Raw genomic sequence first — 13,773 nt, 5'->3', positions numbered from 1 at the left:
AAAAATTTATCTACCCTTGTTTATATTCTCCTGATTACAGAGTACCCAAACTCCTTTTTCCACTACTGCTGTGGCTTTACAGCCCAGACGTGACAAGGTTTTCACTACTATAAACCCCATTGATTAACAGTACCTTTATCTTCTCCATTCTCCTTTTTATCATAAATATGGATATATAATTGATAAAATAATATTGTATCCTTTCTCTCAAAAAAAAACGTTCACTGATAAGTCATGAGATATTCACACTTTTTCGGGAGAGGGTGCAAAACTATGTTAGTATCTCCATTTAAAAAAATGTATTAGGGGATAGTAATTATGAAAGTATTTATTTATATCCGCGCGCACCGGATTAATAAAAAATATTTGTCCGCACTAAGCCGAATACCTTATCTTTGACGCTTCTGAATTTAAAATAATTTTTCTATGAGTTTTGAAATTACCGGAAAGCTGATTGTGAAGTACAACACGGTACAACGTAGCGAAACTTTTAAGACAAGAGAGTTCGTTATTGAGAAGTCCGATGACATCAATGGCCGTGTTATCAACAACTATATAAAGTTTCAGTCGGTGCAAGACCGCACTGGTATTGTTGACCGGTTCAATGAAGGTGAAAACGTTAAAGTTTATTTCAATATCAAAGGCACCAGATGGGAAAAAGATGGTAAAGTAAATTACATCACCAACCTGGATGCATGGCGTATGGAATCTGTTATGGCAGCACCTGCTCCGGGCACAGATCCACAGCCTAACTACAATACTCCTCAGATGCCTGCAGGCGGCGGAGATGGCGGCGACGACCTGCCTTTCTAAGCTGAAAGTATAAAACAAAAGCTATTAAAGCGAAGATACAAGCGGATAATATCCCCTTGTATCTTCGCTTTACTCGTTTTATACATTACCCCGTATTCACTATCTTTGCCACAGTTTTAGGATAAACACCTAACCGCTAATATGATACAACAAATATCTCTCAAATTACTGCCGGCCGATGCCGCCTCTCATACACATATCATACAGCACGCCGCTGCCTCACTAAGTGTAAAGCCTGCCAACATTACCGGGTTCAATCTGCTCAAACGCTCTATAGACGCACGTTCCAAACAGGTGTTCTTTGTCCTCACCATACAGGTGTTCATCAATGAACCCTTCGAAGAAAAACAACACACCCATCCGGTATATCCTTCCCTGCCAGCCAATGCACCACGGGTACTCATCGCAGGCGCAGGACCCGCCGGCCTCTTCGCCGCACTGCGACTCATAGAAGCAGGCGTAAAACCAGTTATACTGGAACGCGGTAAAGATGTACGCGCACGACGACGCGATCTCGCCACCCTCAATAAAACAGGTATCGTAAACCCCGACTCCAACTACTGCTTCGGCGAAGGCGGCGCCGGTACCTACTCCGATGGCAAACTATACACCCGCTCCAATAAACGCGGCGATATTAACCGCATCCTCAACATATTCGTTCACTTCGGCGCAGAAGATAAAATCATGATCGATGCGCACCCGCACATCGGCACCAACAAACTCCCGCATATCATCACCGCTATGCGCGAACAAATTATCAACAGCGGCGGAGAAGTACACTTCGAACAAAAAGTAAGCGCCATACAAATCAGCAACGGCGCGGTTACCGGCGTGCAAACCGCCACCGGCCAGATCTTTGAAGGCAAACAACTCATTCTCGCTACAGGCCATTCCGCCCGCGATATATTCATCATGCTCCACCAGCAAAACATTTTGCTGGAAGCCAAACCCTTTGCTCTCGGTGTCCGCGTGGAACACCCGCAGGAACTGATCGACCATGCACAGTATCATTGCCAGGTGCGTGGCGAATATCTCCCGCCCGCCAGCTACAGCCTTGTAGAACAGGTAGAAGGCCGCGGCGTATTCTCCTTCTGCATGTGCCCCGGTGGCATTATCGCCCCCGCAGCTACTGATCCTGGCGAACTGGTGGTAAATGGCTGGTCGCCTTCCAAACGCAACAACCCCTTCGCTAATTCAGGCATGGTGGTTACGGTAGATGAATCCGACTTCACTCCATTTGCCCATCATGGCCCGCTCGCAGCCATGTACTTTCAACAGGCTGTTGAGAAACAAGCCTATCATGCCGGTGGCGGCAACTTCGTGGCGCCCGCACAACGCATGACCGACTTTGTCAACAAAAAAGTTTCTGCCTCCCTGCCTGAATGCTCCTATGTGCCAGGCCTCAACAGCACCGATCTGCGCAGCGTATTACCCAAAATAGTACACCAGCGCCTCGCCGGCGCCTTTAAAGCCTTTGGCCGCAAAATGAAAGGATACTACACTGAAAACGCAGTGCTGGTTGCCACGGAATCACGCACCTCTTCACCGGTACGCATTCCACGCAACAATGATACACTGGAACACCCGCAGGTAGCTGGTCTCTATCCCTGCGCAGAAGGCGCGGGATATGCCGGAGGAATTGTATCCGCAGCAATGGACGGGGAACGCGTGGCCGCCATCATCGCTGCAAAGTTATCATAGAGATATTATGATTATTTATTGGGGATTAATCACTAATTTTTCACCATGAACCTACTCGAAGTTAAACACCTGAAAAAGCATTATGATACCCACAAGGCGGTGGATGATGTGAGCTTTGATATACAGCAGGGCAGCATCTTCGGCTTACTGGGTCCAAACGGCGCCGGTAAAACAACCCTGCTCCGCATGATTACCGGCATCTTCTACCCGGATGAAGGCCAGATCTTTTTCAACGGGCAAAAATTTGACCCCGAAAACGATGTGCAGTACATCGGCTATATGCCGGAAGAAAGAGGTCTCTATAAAAAGATGAAAGTAGGTGAACAAACCCTTTATCTTGCCCAGCTCAAAGGACTCTCCCGGAAAGACGCCGTACAGAAGATCAAATACTGGTTTGATAAATTTGACATCAACTCCTGGTACAACAAACGCGTCGATGAACTCAGTAAAGGCATGCAGCAGAAAGTACAGTTCATTTCCACCGTGCTGCATCAGCCCCGACTGCTGATCCTCGATGAGCCCTTCTCCGGCCTGGATCCTATCAACTCCAACCTCATCAAACAGGAAATATTCAACCTCAGTCAGCAAGGTACCACCATCATCTTTTCTACCCACCGCATGGAACAGGTAGAAGAAATATGCGACCATATCATGCTGATCAACAAAGGTCATAAAATACTGGACGGCAGCGTAAAACAGATCCAGCAGGACTTTAAACAGGGCCTCTTTAAAGTGGGCCTGGGCATAATGCCCAATCCTGCACAAATGGCTACTTATCACTTTAACATTGTGCAAACACATGATAAGGCGTTTACCGTAAAAATGAATGAAGACAGCAGCACCAACGATATTCTGCTGCATTTCATCCGCCAGGACATTCCTGTTACATATTTTGAAGAAATCCTTCCTTCTATCAACGAGGTATTTATCACCCAGGTGCAGCAAACCGAAAACAGCAACGCCCCCGTAGCTGCTTTACCGCTGGCCTGATTAACCTGCTATTTATGGAGAAAATCTGGCTCATTATAAAAAGGGAATTCTTTACCCGCGTACGTAAAAAATCATTCCTCATCACCACGCTGCTGGTGCCACTGGCCTTCGCCGCCATGATCATTGTGCCTATCCTCTTATCTACTTCTTCCAGCGAACATAAACTCATTGCGGTAGTAGATAAAAGCGGGTTGTTTGAAAATAAGTTCCCCGATTCCAAAGGGGTATATTTCAAATACGTGCAAAACCAGCCTATCGACAGCCTCAAGCTGCATTATAGTGACCTCGGATACGAAGGAGTCCTGTATATCCCCGATTTTGATATCAACAGACCCTCCGGCTTTGAATTTTATAGCAGCGGCCAGGCAAGCATCACCATAGAAAACAGTATCAACAAGGATATCAACAGCATCATCGAAAAGAAACGCATGGAGCTGCAGGGCATTGAACCCTCTAAAATGGATGAAATCAGGTCTGATGTGGAAGTAACCTTTAAAAACGGGAAGGATGAAAAGAAAGGCAGCTCCTGGGTGTCGTATGGTGTAGGCTACGCCAGCGGGTTCATCATCTACTTTGTACTGTTACTGTTTGGTACCTCCGTGATGAGAGGCGTGATGGAAGAAAAAGTAAGCCGCATTGCAGAAGTAATGATCTCCAGCGTGAAACCTTTCCAGCTGATGATGGGCAAAATTGTAGGTATAGCTGCCGTGGGCCTGCTGCAGTTTTTTATATGGGGTATATTCATTACGGCCATTTATTCCCTGATACCGCTGTTCTTTTCTCCCGAAAGCATGCAGGCAGCTGCCGCACAGGGCAACCCGGCTCAAACAGCCGAAATGGTTCACCGGATGAGAGAAGTGATCGGCAGCATCAACTGGGGGTTGCTGGTGCCCTGCTTTGTGCTATATTTCCTGGGTGGTTATCTCTTCTACTCCGCCTTGTATGCCGCTATTGGCAGTCTGGTTAATGAAGATGCTTCCGACGTACAACAGCTCACCATTCCTGTAACAGTGCCCATCATCATTGGTATCATGATCATGATGAAGGCGGTACAGGACCCTGGTAGTCCGCTTGCTGTATGGGGCAGTATTATCCCGTTCACATCGCCGATGGTGATGATGGCGCGGCTACCCTATGGGGTTCCCGGTACCGTGCCTTACTGGCAGCTGGGATTGTCGTTTGCTTGTCTTATTGGTGGCTTTTTAGGCACTACCTGGTTAGCCGGCAGAATATACCGCACCGGTATCCTGATGTATGGAAAGAAAATTACACTGAAAGAAGCGATGAAGTGGGTAGTAAGAAAACCATAAAAATTTTGTGAGATGGTTACCGGGACGGTTGTTCCGGTAACCAATCATATATCGAAGCTATTTAAATGACGGATGGTTTCCCGGAACTCCGTCCATATTTCAGCCAATACAACTGCTGCGGGCTTTATATCGTGTATCAGCGCACTTACCTGGCCTATTTCCAGTTCCCCTTCTTCGAGGTTCCCTTCAAACATGCCTGATTTGGCGCGGGCGCGTCCCAGCAAGGTTTTCAGCGCATTCACATCGGCGCCGCTATCTTCTGCCTGCTGTACCGCCTGGTAAAAATTATTTTTGATAAGACGCACCGGCGCCAGCTTCTTTAAACTTAACATGGTATCGCCTTCTTTGGCATTTACCACAGCCTGTTTAAAATTTATATGGGAAGATGCTTCGGGGGTGGCTACAAAACGGCTGCCTACCTGTACTCCGGATGCTCCTAAAGCAAAAGCTGCTGCCATCGCTTTCCCGGAGCCTATGCCTCCGGCTGCAATAACCGGTATTTTCACCTGTTCGCATACTGCCGGGATCAGTACCATTGTGGTGGTTTCTTCGCGGCCGTTATGCCCGCCGGCTTCAAATCCTTCTGCTACCACCGCATCCACGCCGGCCGCTTCGCTTTTTAATGCAAAGGCTGCACTGGATACCACATGCACTACTTTAATACCTGCCGCTTTCAGTACCGGTGTCCATGTTTTAGGATTCCCGGCAGAAGTGAACACAATTTGTACCCTTTCTTCCAGGATAATATTTATCAGCTGGTCAATATCCGGGTATAACAGCGGCACATTCACGCCAAAAGGCTTATCGGTAGCCTGTTTGCACTTCTGAATATGTTCCCGCAATACGGCAGGATACATGCTGCCCGCACCAATGAGGCCCAGGCCGCCGGCATTACTAACTGCACTGGCTAAACGCCATCCGCTCGCCCAGATCATACCAGCCTGGATAACAGGATATTGAATATTGAATAAGGAAGTGATACGGTTGTTCATAAGCGAATATACTATAGCTTGATGCTGCCGGTGTTATCCCAGGTCTATTTCTGTATTGTCGCCTATGTTCAGGCTCTGGCTCAATCCGCGGATATTGGCGTCGCTGCCTATCAGGGAAGATTTCAATACTACTTCATACAGGTTGCTGAAAGAACCGATAATAGAATCCTTTACAATAGAGTAGTTGATCACCGTATTATCACCAATGGCCACATTAGGGCCAATAATGGCGTTTTTAATATTACAGCCTTCCCCTATGCTTACCGGGGGGATGATGATCGTATTTTCATATGGTAATACGGGATTACTGGCCAGCTTATACTTCTTCAGGAGGATGGCGTTTGTTTCCAGCAGGGTGTCTTTCCGGCCGCAATCGAACCAGTTGGATACTTTGAAGCCATTAAACTGCACCCCATGCTCAATCATACATTCCAATGCATCCGTAAGCTGGAACTCATCATGCGATTTTATCCTGTTGTCGATATTACTCTGGAGGCAGTCGTACAGCTGCTGCGTTTCCTTGATCTTGTAAAGTCCTACCAGTGCGAGGTTCGACTTAGGGATCTGTGGTTTCTCCACTACGCGGGTAATTTTGCCCTGTTCATCCAGTTCGGCTACGCCGAAGTTACGCGGGTCGTCTACTTTCTTCAGGCCCAGTATAGAATAGGGAGAGGCGATCACTTCTTTGAAATCACACTCGCAGATGGTATCGCCCAGTACAATCAATATTTCATCATTACCTACCACATCGCGGGTAAGGGATAAAGCATGACCAGTACCTTCGCGGCTGTTTTGCTGCACAAAGTGGCAGGTAAGCTGCGGATACTTCTTTTCTACGTAATGCTGGATCTTTTCACCAAGATAACCTACCACAAAAACAAATTCTGTGATACCCGCATCCACCAACTGATCAATAATGATACTGAGAATGGTTCTGCCGGCTAAAGGTATTAATGCTTTGGGCTGTGTATATGTATGTGGACGAAGCTTGGTGCCTGCCCCTGCCACTGGTATTATTGCCTTCATTTAGTGTTGTAGTTAGGATTAGCTATTGCTGCTCGAATGCGGCGAAATTAACATAAAAAGCGGAAAGCATAAAGCAGAAGCCTTTACGCTTGCAATTGATCCGGCTTTAATTTATTTTTGCACCAAATTTAAGGCAACATGCAAAGAGACCAGCAAATATTTGATTTAATCGGCCAGGAGTTGGAGCGTCAGCGCCACGGCATTGAGTTGATCGCATCTGAAAACTTTACCAGCTTACAGGTAATGCAGGCAATGGGACATGTGATGACGAATAAATATGCCGAAGGCTATCCTGGCAGAAGATATTATGCAGGCTGTGAAATTGTGGACCAGAGCGAACAACTGGCTATCGACAGGGCAAAACAAATATTTGGCGCCGCTTATGTGAACGTACAACCCCACTCCGGTGCGCAGGCCAATGCCGCTGTTATGCTGGCGATTCTGCAACCGGGCGATAAAATCCTCGGACTGGACCTGAGCATGGGAGGCCATCTTACCCACGGTTCTTCCGTAAACTACTCCGGAAAGCTCTACCAACCTCATTTCTACGGTGTTAACAAAGAAACAGGACTGGTAGAATATGATAAAATGGAAGAAATTGCCAACCGCGAAAAACCAAAACTGATTGTTTGCGGGGCTTCTGCTTATAGCCGCGACTGGGATTACAAACGTATCCGCGAAATAGCCGACCAGGTAGGCGCTTTTGTACTGGCTGATATTGCACACCCGGCAGGTTTGATTGCCAAAGGCTTACTGAACTCTCCGTTTGCCCATTGCCATTTCGTAACTACCACCACCCATAAAACCCTCCGTGGTCCCCGCGGCGGTATGATTATGATGGGCGCAGATTTCGAAAATCCATTCGGTCTGAAAACACCAAAAGGCGAAACCCGCCTGATGAGCTCTCTCATTGACACTGCCGTATTCCCGGGTATCCAGGGCGGTCCGCTGGAACACGTTATTGCCGCTAAAGCTGTTTCCTTCTTCGAGATCCTCTCTGACGATTACACCATATACGCCAACCAGATCCTGAAAAATGCACAGTCAATGGCTAAAAGCTTTGTAGGCAAAGGATATGAAATCATTTCCGGTGGTACCGACAATCACCTGATGCTGATTGACCTCCGTAATAAAAATATCTCCGGTAAAAAAGCGGAACAAACACTGGTAAAAGCCGATATCACCGTAAATAAAAACATGGTGCCTTTCGACGATAAATCTGCCTTTGTTACTTCCGGTATCCGTATCGGCGTTCCGGCTATCACTACCCGTGGTATGAACGAAGGCCACATGGGCCAGATCGTTGACTGGATCGATGCTTTGCTGCTGGATGCTGATAACGAAGGACTGATCCTCAAAGTAAGAGGCGAAGTGAATACGTTTATGCAGCAGTTCCCGCTGTATCCTGAGCTGTAGGAGCGCCCTTCGGTGCCGGGGAAATTGTCTTCGAGCAGGATTACGCTGATTATACTGATTTTTTTGATTTTTACTTTCTGGATTTTATAAAGGATTAAGGGAGATAAAAGCGAATATATCCGCTTCTATCTCCCTTAACTATTATTTACTATTCCAATAAAAATCAAAAAAATCAGTATAATCAGCGTAATCCTGCTCCAAGACAATTTCCGTATCGCCTTCGGCGATCGATCCCCTGCTAAAAAAAATTTATCGCATTTATTTTGATTTCCGGAATATACCCTTATCTTTATAGTGTACTAGTTAAGTAGTACACTAAACCACAAGATATGATTAACATCCAATCCCTGACATTCAGCTACCGGAAAAACAAGCCCCTGTTTGAAAACTTACAGCTACGGCTGGAAGCAGGACATATTTATGGTTTGCTTGGAAAAAACGGTGCGGGCAAATCCACGCTCCTGAAACAAATGGCCGGCTTACTATTCCCCGACAGCGGCGCCTGTGAAGTGCTGGGCTACCCGTCTGCCAAAAGGCAACCCGCCTTCCTCCGGGAGATATTCCTGGTACCGGAAGAATTCTATCTCCCGAAAGTAAGTGTGAAAAGATATGTAAACACCTACGCCCCTTTTTATCCCAACTTCGACGAAGCTGCGTTTTACAACTATCTCAAAGAATTTGAAATTCCAAAAGATCAGCAGTTAACGGAAATGTCGTACGGACAAAAGAAAAAAGTACTGATCAGTTTTGCCCTGGCCACCAACACCAAAGCGCTGATTATGGATGAACCTACCAACGGCCTGGACATCCCCTCCAAAAGCCAGTTCCGTAAAGTGATTGCAGCCGCGGTGAGTGACGAGAAATGTATTGTAATTTCCACACACCAGGTACGCGACCTCGATAACCTCATCGACAGTATCGTGATCATCGATGACCACAAAATTATTTTCCGGGAAGATGTACAAACGGTGACGGATAAACTGAGTTTTAAAACCGTGAGCAGGATAGAGGAAACTACCGGGGTACTCTTCGCCGACAGCAACCTGCGCGGGCACACCATCATTACCCGCAACGCAGGCCAGGAACAAAGCAAAATAGATATGGAGCTGCTGTTTAATGCGATCCTCACCAATCATAAACCCATCCAGGAAATATTCAACTGATTAACACATGCAACCAAATAATGTATTCGATGTTCGCCGTATGCAGCTATACCTGCAAAAACACTTTACCGATCATTACCGCTTCTACGGAATGGGCATGCTTGTCATATTCGGGCTGATGACCGGCATCGCGCTTTTAACCGTGCTGGTAGCCCGCGAACCCTTCCGCCAGATAAGTGATATTGTAGGGTTTTATTATGCCGGCCTGTTCTTTTGCGGGTTGTTGTTCACCAGCAGGGCTTTCAATGAATTGGGCAGTAAGGAAAAGGGCGTGGACTTTTTAATGTTGCCGGCCTCACAGTTTGAAAAGTTCATCACCTTATTCCTGGTCACCGGTATAGGCTACCTGTTGTTTTATCATATCAGCTGCTATCTCAGCTTTAAGATTATGGAAAGTGCACAGCTGGCAGCATTTGGCAGGGGAATAGATAAAAACTATGCGTTCCTGGACAACCCGAAAGAAAAGGTATACATCTATTACGGCTATATCATCCTGCACGCGGCATTCCTGCTTGGCGCCACGTATTTCCACAAATACAGTTTTATCAAAACGGTGTTATCCATTTTCGTACTGGGGTTTACGTTATGGCTCGTTAACTGTGTTATTGTTACCCTGATCTTCGGGTTCGGACAGGAGTTCTGGAAAAGATCGGTGCCGTTCCTGCTGATCGCCAAACAGGAAGGCGGGCCTGTTTCCTGGCATACTACGGTATACCTGATCCCGGAATGGCTGCAAAACACTTATCTCTTTACGATAAAATTTGTGATAGCACCTGTACTCTGGACCATTGCCTATTTCCGGTTGAAGGATCAAGAAATTTAAAAACTTAGCGAAATGGAATTCAAAGATACACAGGCAATATATATACAGATCGCAGACTATATCTGCGAACAGATATTGCTTACCAAATGGCAGCCGGAAGAACGTATTCCTTCTGTAAGGGAACTGGCGGTTTCGCTGGAAGTAAATCCCAACACAGTAATGCGCACCTGCGAGCTCCTGCAGCAACAGGAAATTATTCAGAATAAAAGAGGGATCGGCTACTTTATCAGCGGAGATGCAGTCAGGAAAATAAAACAATTCAAAAAAGATACTTTTATCCGCAACGAATTGCCAAGTTTCTTCCGCAGCATGTACCTGCTGGATATGGACCTCGATGAACTGAAACCTCATTTTGAGAAATTCAAAAAATCAAACTTCAACTAACATGACAACCAGCAATAAATTACTATTAGGTTTTTCAGGTGTACTGGTGTTACTCATGCTGTTTTCTGCCATTATACTAAAAGCCAATTACAATAAAGGCATCACCAATACAAAAAACCATCGACCGCAGCAGGACCCGGACTATGCAAAAGTTGCCCTGCCGGCCTTCAAAGCACTGGTGCTGAAAAACACTGCTGCAAATAACGAAAAGCACGAGGCTACTATCTATGTCCGTGAATCGCCGGAATACAACCTCGAATTCTATAAGAATGCTACTTATAATATGTCGGGCGACACCCTTGTAGTGGAGATCAGCAAAGCGCGTGATATCACGCTATACGCTCCGGCTATCAGCTATATCGACAATAAAAGTGATTACGGCATCACCCTCTCGGATATTAAATCCCCCAGCCTGGAAATCAACGCAGGCAACGATGTACGGACCTTTATAATCAGTACAAAAATTAATTCTTTTGCCTATACGGGTGGAAAAAACAATACGCTTGAAGTAAATGAAGATAATATACTGGACTCTGTGAAGGTAACGATGGATAAACGTGGTTCACTCTACTTTTATGCGCCGTATCAGTCGGGAGAATTCAGGGTAGATAGTTTAGACAACCTGAATATAACCGGCAAGTCATTACAAAGTTTAAAACGAATTAACTAAAGATTTAGCAATAAATTCTATCAATGCATAAACCTGTTTTCTAACCGGTTTTAAATTACATAACAAGTTTTTGTGTTAAAAATGAACGTCCCGATTTTCATCGGGACGTTGCTGTTATATCATTTTAAAACTGCGTAGCCAGGTAGGCCATCGTTCCAATGCCTATCTCTATCGCATGTTCATCAACATCAAAAGTAGGGGTATGTACACCGGAAGTAATTCCACGGGCCACATTGCCGGTACCCAGCCGGAAGAAACAGGCAGGTACTACCTGGGAATAAAAAGCAAAATCTTCTGCGCCCATCCTGATTTCTGTATCACCCACTGCTTCCGCACCCAGGTAATCTGTAGCAAAGCCGCGGGCTTTGGCGGTCACTTCTTCATTATTATATAAAGTAGGATACCCCACTAATATTTCAATGTCAATGCCGGCGCCCATCGCTTCGGCAATACCTATTGCCTGTTTGCGAATCAGCTCATGCGCTTTAAACCGCCAGATTTCATCCATTGCCCTGAAAGTACCCATCAGCTTCACTTCGCTGGGGATTACGTTGGTAGTGAATCCGCCATTGAAAGCACAGATAGATAATACGGAGGGAGAAAAAGGATTGTTATTCCGGGAGATGATCTGCTGTAAGCTTACCACCAGTTGAGATGCTACCAGGATAGTATCTACTGTAAGATGTGGCTGCGCGGCATGACCGCCTTTTCCTTTGATGGTGATATAAATTTCATCGGCACTGGCCATATACTTACCGGCATGAAACCCCAGCTTGCCGGCTTCCATAGAGGGATGCACATGCAACCCCAGGATGGCGTCCGGGCGCGGATTTTCAAGGGCGCCTTCTTCAATCATGATGCTGGCCCCGCCGGGATGTTTCTCTTCACCTGGCTGGAACAGCACTTTGATAGTGCCTTCAAACTGATCTTTTAATTCATTTAATATTTTAGTAGCGCCCAGTACCACCGAAGTATGTACATCATGTCCGCAGGCATGCATTACGCCCACGTTCGTAGATTTATAGGGCACGTCGTTGGCTTCAGTGATTGGCAGTGCATCCATATCTGCACGCAGCGCGATGGTTTTGGAGGCCGGGTTCTTTCCTTCTATCAGCGCAATGATGCCGGTGCCGGCAATACCTGCTTTGAAGGGAACGCCGAAGGAGGTTAACTGCTGTTGGATATAAGCAGTGGTTTCAAATTCCTGGAAGGATAGTTCCGGGTGGGAATGCAGATGCCTCCTGATGGCAGTAAACTCGGGAGCATATGCCTTTGCCAGCTCTTTAATACGGTTCTTCATTCGATAGTTCTTTATCCAGTGACACGTTAATAATGGCGGGTACTACAAATACACCACCTGCAAACAGGTCGGATAATTTGTCCCGTAATTCAGATGCTTCCTCACGGGTTTTAAAATCGCCTACGCGCACTTTAAAATAGGGGGCCTGGTAATCGAGATAAGTGCGGTAGTCGCCAAAAAGCTGCATCACTTTTGCTTTGGCTTCATTGGCATCACCGCGTTTGTTAGTAGAAATTACCTGTACCCGGAAACCGGACTGGTTACGGATGGCCAGGGTATTAATGTAGATCTGTTTTTTAATCAGCACGTCCAAACGACTATCTTTCACCACTCTCACATTTCCGTTGCCGGCGATTGCATTGTCCTGCGCCACGGCCACAGCACTCCCCAACAGACAGCATACCAGGATGAATAACTTTTGCATGAATACGGTATAATTAACTATGAATAATCGTTACTGAGCTTCCTTGCTTTCCTTTACAATGTTCACGCTGGCACTGGCCCCGATCCGGGTAGCGCCGGCATCTATCAGCTCTTTCGCAAAAGCAAAGGTACGAATACCTCCGGAAGCTTTTATTTGTATGTTGGCCGGCAAATTAGCACGCATCAGCTTTACTGCTTCCACGGTAGCGCCTCTTTCTGCATATCCCGTGGATGTTTTCATGAAATCCACGCCATACTTCGCATACAGCTGGCAACACTGCACAATTTCTTCCTCCAATAATATGCCACTTTCAATGATAATCTTAATCACCTTCTTCTTCTCCCGCACCAGGTACATGATATTGGCAATCTCTTTTTCAAGATATTCCCAGTCTTTGTTTTTGATAGCGGAAATATTGATCACCACATCCAGTTCATCGGCGCCGTCTACAATAGCCAGCACCGTTTCCGCTACTTTGGCTTCAATAGCGGAATAGCCGAAAGGAAAGCCGATAACGGTGGCTATTTTTGTATTGGTGGCGCCCAGGAATTGTTTGGCCAGTTTCACATATAACGGGGGCACACAGGCCGCTGCAAAATCGTATTCCACACACTGCATGCACAACTGCTTAACGTCTTCCAGCGTGGTGGTGGGCTTCAATACGGTATGATCTATATAGCGGTTAATCTCCATCATTCATTTACTTGATTACAAGGCGAAATTAATGCAAAACGGATTACGTTGCCGTAATCCGTTCTGAT

Annotated in this window: 14 protein-coding genes; 9 read left to right on the top strand and 5 right to left on the bottom strand. The window is 46.2% G+C overall.

Annotation, left to right across the window (positions count from 1 at the left end; all coding sequences use genetic code 11):
* The first annotated feature begins 426 nt into the window (after nucleotides 1-426).
* The 4 genes from ACMXI2_RS30985 to ACMXI2_RS30970 all read left to right on the top strand — a co-directional run bounded on the left by ACMXI2_RS30985 (nucleotide 427) and on the right by ACMXI2_RS30970 (nucleotide 4,814).
* The gene (locus ACMXI2_RS30985; RefSeq protein WP_079469647.1) at nucleotides 427-813 is read left to right on the top strand and encodes a DUF3127 domain-containing protein; all 387 of its coding nucleotides are present in this window, start codon (nucleotides 427-429) and stop codon (nucleotides 811-813) included.
* A gap of 141 nt (nucleotides 814-954) precedes the next feature.
* Nucleotides 955-2,514, top strand: a complete 1,560-nt coding sequence (locus ACMXI2_RS30980) for an NAD(P)/FAD-dependent oxidoreductase (protein ID WP_483779698.1) — start codon at nucleotides 955-957, stop codon at nucleotides 2,512-2,514.
* 45 nt (nucleotides 2,515-2,559) lie between these two features.
* Nucleotides 2,560-3,504, top strand: coding sequence for an ABC transporter ATP-binding protein (locus ACMXI2_RS30975; protein WP_111576938.1), 945 nt, complete (start codon nucleotides 2,560-2,562; stop codon nucleotides 3,502-3,504).
* A gap of 14 nt (nucleotides 3,505-3,518) precedes the next feature.
* Complete coding sequence (locus tag ACMXI2_RS30970) at nucleotides 3,519-4,814, top strand: ABC transporter permease (RefSeq protein ID WP_483779697.1); 1,296 nt, start codon at nucleotides 3,519-3,521, stop codon at nucleotides 4,812-4,814.
* A gap of 44 nt (nucleotides 4,815-4,858) precedes the next feature.
* Here ACMXI2_RS30970 and ACMXI2_RS30965 read toward each other — a convergent pair whose 3' ends face one another.
* Together ACMXI2_RS30965 and ACMXI2_RS30960 are read right to left on the bottom strand one after the other, a co-directional pair.
* Entirely contained in the window at nucleotides 4,859-5,806 is a 948-nt protein-coding gene (locus ACMXI2_RS30965; RefSeq protein ID WP_483779696.1) for an NAD(P)H-dependent flavin oxidoreductase, read from the bottom strand.
* Nucleotides 5,807-5,839: 33 nt separating this feature from the next.
* On the bottom strand, nucleotides 5,840-6,832 hold the full coding sequence (locus ACMXI2_RS30960) for a sugar phosphate nucleotidyltransferase (RefSeq protein WP_483779695.1): 993 nt from the start codon (nucleotides 6,830-6,832) through the stop codon (nucleotides 5,840-5,842).
* 138 nt (nucleotides 6,833-6,970) lie between these two features.
* On the opposite strand from ACMXI2_RS30960, the gene ACMXI2_RS30955 reads away from it, so the two are divergent.
* The 5 genes from ACMXI2_RS30955 to ACMXI2_RS30935 all read left to right on the top strand — a co-directional run bounded on the left by ACMXI2_RS30955 (nucleotide 6,971) and on the right by ACMXI2_RS30935 (nucleotide 11,288).
* A complete protein-coding gene (locus ACMXI2_RS30955) occupies nucleotides 6,971-8,248 on the top strand; it encodes a serine hydroxymethyltransferase (protein WP_483779694.1) in 1,278 nt (425 codons plus the stop codon).
* Between the two features lie 329 nt (nucleotides 8,249-8,577).
* Nucleotides 8,578-9,411 (top strand): ABC transporter ATP-binding protein, encoded by an 834-nt coding sequence (locus ACMXI2_RS30950; RefSeq protein WP_483779693.1) that lies wholly within the window; start codon nucleotides 8,578-8,580, stop codon nucleotides 9,409-9,411.
* A gap of 7 nt (nucleotides 9,412-9,418) precedes the next feature.
* Nucleotides 9,419-10,234 (top strand): hypothetical protein, encoded by an 816-nt coding sequence (locus ACMXI2_RS30945; protein WP_483779692.1) that lies wholly within the window; start codon nucleotides 9,419-9,421, stop codon nucleotides 10,232-10,234.
* A gap of 12 nt (nucleotides 10,235-10,246) precedes the next feature.
* On the top strand, nucleotides 10,247-10,618 hold the full coding sequence (locus ACMXI2_RS30940; RefSeq protein ID WP_483779691.1) for a GntR family transcriptional regulator: 372 nt from the start codon (nucleotides 10,247-10,249) through the stop codon (nucleotides 10,616-10,618).
* 1 nt (nucleotide 10,619) lies between these two features.
* Nucleotides 10,620-11,288 (top strand): hypothetical protein, encoded by a 669-nt coding sequence (locus tag ACMXI2_RS30935; protein WP_483779690.1) that lies wholly within the window; start codon nucleotides 10,620-10,622, stop codon nucleotides 11,286-11,288.
* A gap of 124 nt (nucleotides 11,289-11,412) precedes the next feature.
* On the opposite strand, the gene ACMXI2_RS30930 is transcribed toward ACMXI2_RS30935, so the two are convergent.
* The 3 genes from ACMXI2_RS30930 to deoC are packed head-to-tail and all read right to left on the bottom strand — an operon-like array spanning nucleotide 11,413 to nucleotide 13,708.
* The gene (locus ACMXI2_RS30930; RefSeq protein ID WP_483779689.1) at nucleotides 11,413-12,588 is read right to left on the bottom strand and encodes a M20 metallopeptidase family protein; all 1,176 of its coding nucleotides are present in this window, start codon (nucleotides 12,586-12,588) and stop codon (nucleotides 11,413-11,415) included.
* Entirely contained in the window at nucleotides 12,572-13,012 is a 441-nt protein-coding gene (locus ACMXI2_RS30925) for an SPOR domain-containing protein (protein WP_483779688.1), read from the bottom strand. Before ACMXI2_RS30925 ends, ACMXI2_RS30930 begins: the two co-directional genes overlap by 17 nt.
* A 30-nt stretch (nucleotides 13,013-13,042) precedes the next feature.
* Entirely contained in the window at nucleotides 13,043-13,708 is a 666-nt protein-coding gene (deoC, locus tag ACMXI2_RS30920; RefSeq protein ID WP_227024418.1) for a deoxyribose-phosphate aldolase, read from the bottom strand.
* Nucleotides 13,709-13,773 lie beyond the last annotated feature (65 nt).

This window comes from Chitinophaga sp. G7 BAM 1005, from assembly GCF_057126945.1.
Note: the sequence above shows the minus strand (reverse complement) of the source record. Positions and strands in the feature narration are given on the sequence as shown.

Bases quoted from the DNA above. Each gene is read 5' to 3' on its own strand.
- ACMXI2_RS30985 (WP_079469647.1), top strand. From the start codon at position 427: ATGAGTTTTGAAATTACCGGAAAGCTGATTGTGAAGTACAACACGGTA.
- ACMXI2_RS30980 (WP_483779698.1), top strand. From the start codon at position 955: ATGATACAACAAATATCTCTCAAATTACTGCCGGCCGATGCCGCCTCT.
- ACMXI2_RS30975 (WP_111576938.1), top strand. From the start codon at position 2,560: ATGAACCTACTCGAAGTTAAACACCTGAAAAAGCATTATGATACCCAC.
- ACMXI2_RS30970 (WP_483779697.1), top strand. From the start codon at position 3,519: ATGGAGAAAATCTGGCTCATTATAAAAAGGGAATTCTTTACCCGCGTA.
- ACMXI2_RS30965 (WP_483779696.1), bottom strand. From the start codon at position 5,806: ATGAACAACCGTATCACTTCCTTATTCAATATTCAATATCCTGTTATC.
- ACMXI2_RS30960 (WP_483779695.1), bottom strand. From the start codon at position 6,832: ATGAAGGCAATAATACCAGTGGCAGGGGCAGGCACCAAGCTTCGTCCA.
- ACMXI2_RS30955 (WP_483779694.1), top strand. From the start codon at position 6,971: ATGCAAAGAGACCAGCAAATATTTGATTTAATCGGCCAGGAGTTGGAG.
- ACMXI2_RS30950 (WP_483779693.1), top strand. From the start codon at position 8,578: ATGATTAACATCCAATCCCTGACATTCAGCTACCGGAAAAACAAGCCC.
- ACMXI2_RS30945 (WP_483779692.1), top strand. From the start codon at position 9,419: ATGCAACCAAATAATGTATTCGATGTTCGCCGTATGCAGCTATACCTG.
- ACMXI2_RS30940 (WP_483779691.1), top strand. From the start codon at position 10,247: ATGGAATTCAAAGATACACAGGCAATATATATACAGATCGCAGACTAT.
- ACMXI2_RS30935 (WP_483779690.1), top strand. From the start codon at position 10,620: ATGACAACCAGCAATAAATTACTATTAGGTTTTTCAGGTGTACTGGTG.
- ACMXI2_RS30930 (WP_483779689.1), bottom strand. From the start codon at position 12,588: ATGAAGAACCGTATTAAAGAGCTGGCAAAGGCATATGCTCCCGAGTTT.
- ACMXI2_RS30925 (WP_483779688.1), bottom strand. From the start codon at position 13,012: ATGCAAAAGTTATTCATCCTGGTATGCTGTCTGTTGGGGAGTGCTGTG.
- deoC (WP_227024418.1), bottom strand. From the start codon at position 13,708: ATGATGGAGATTAACCGCTATATAGATCATACCGTATTGAAGCCCACC.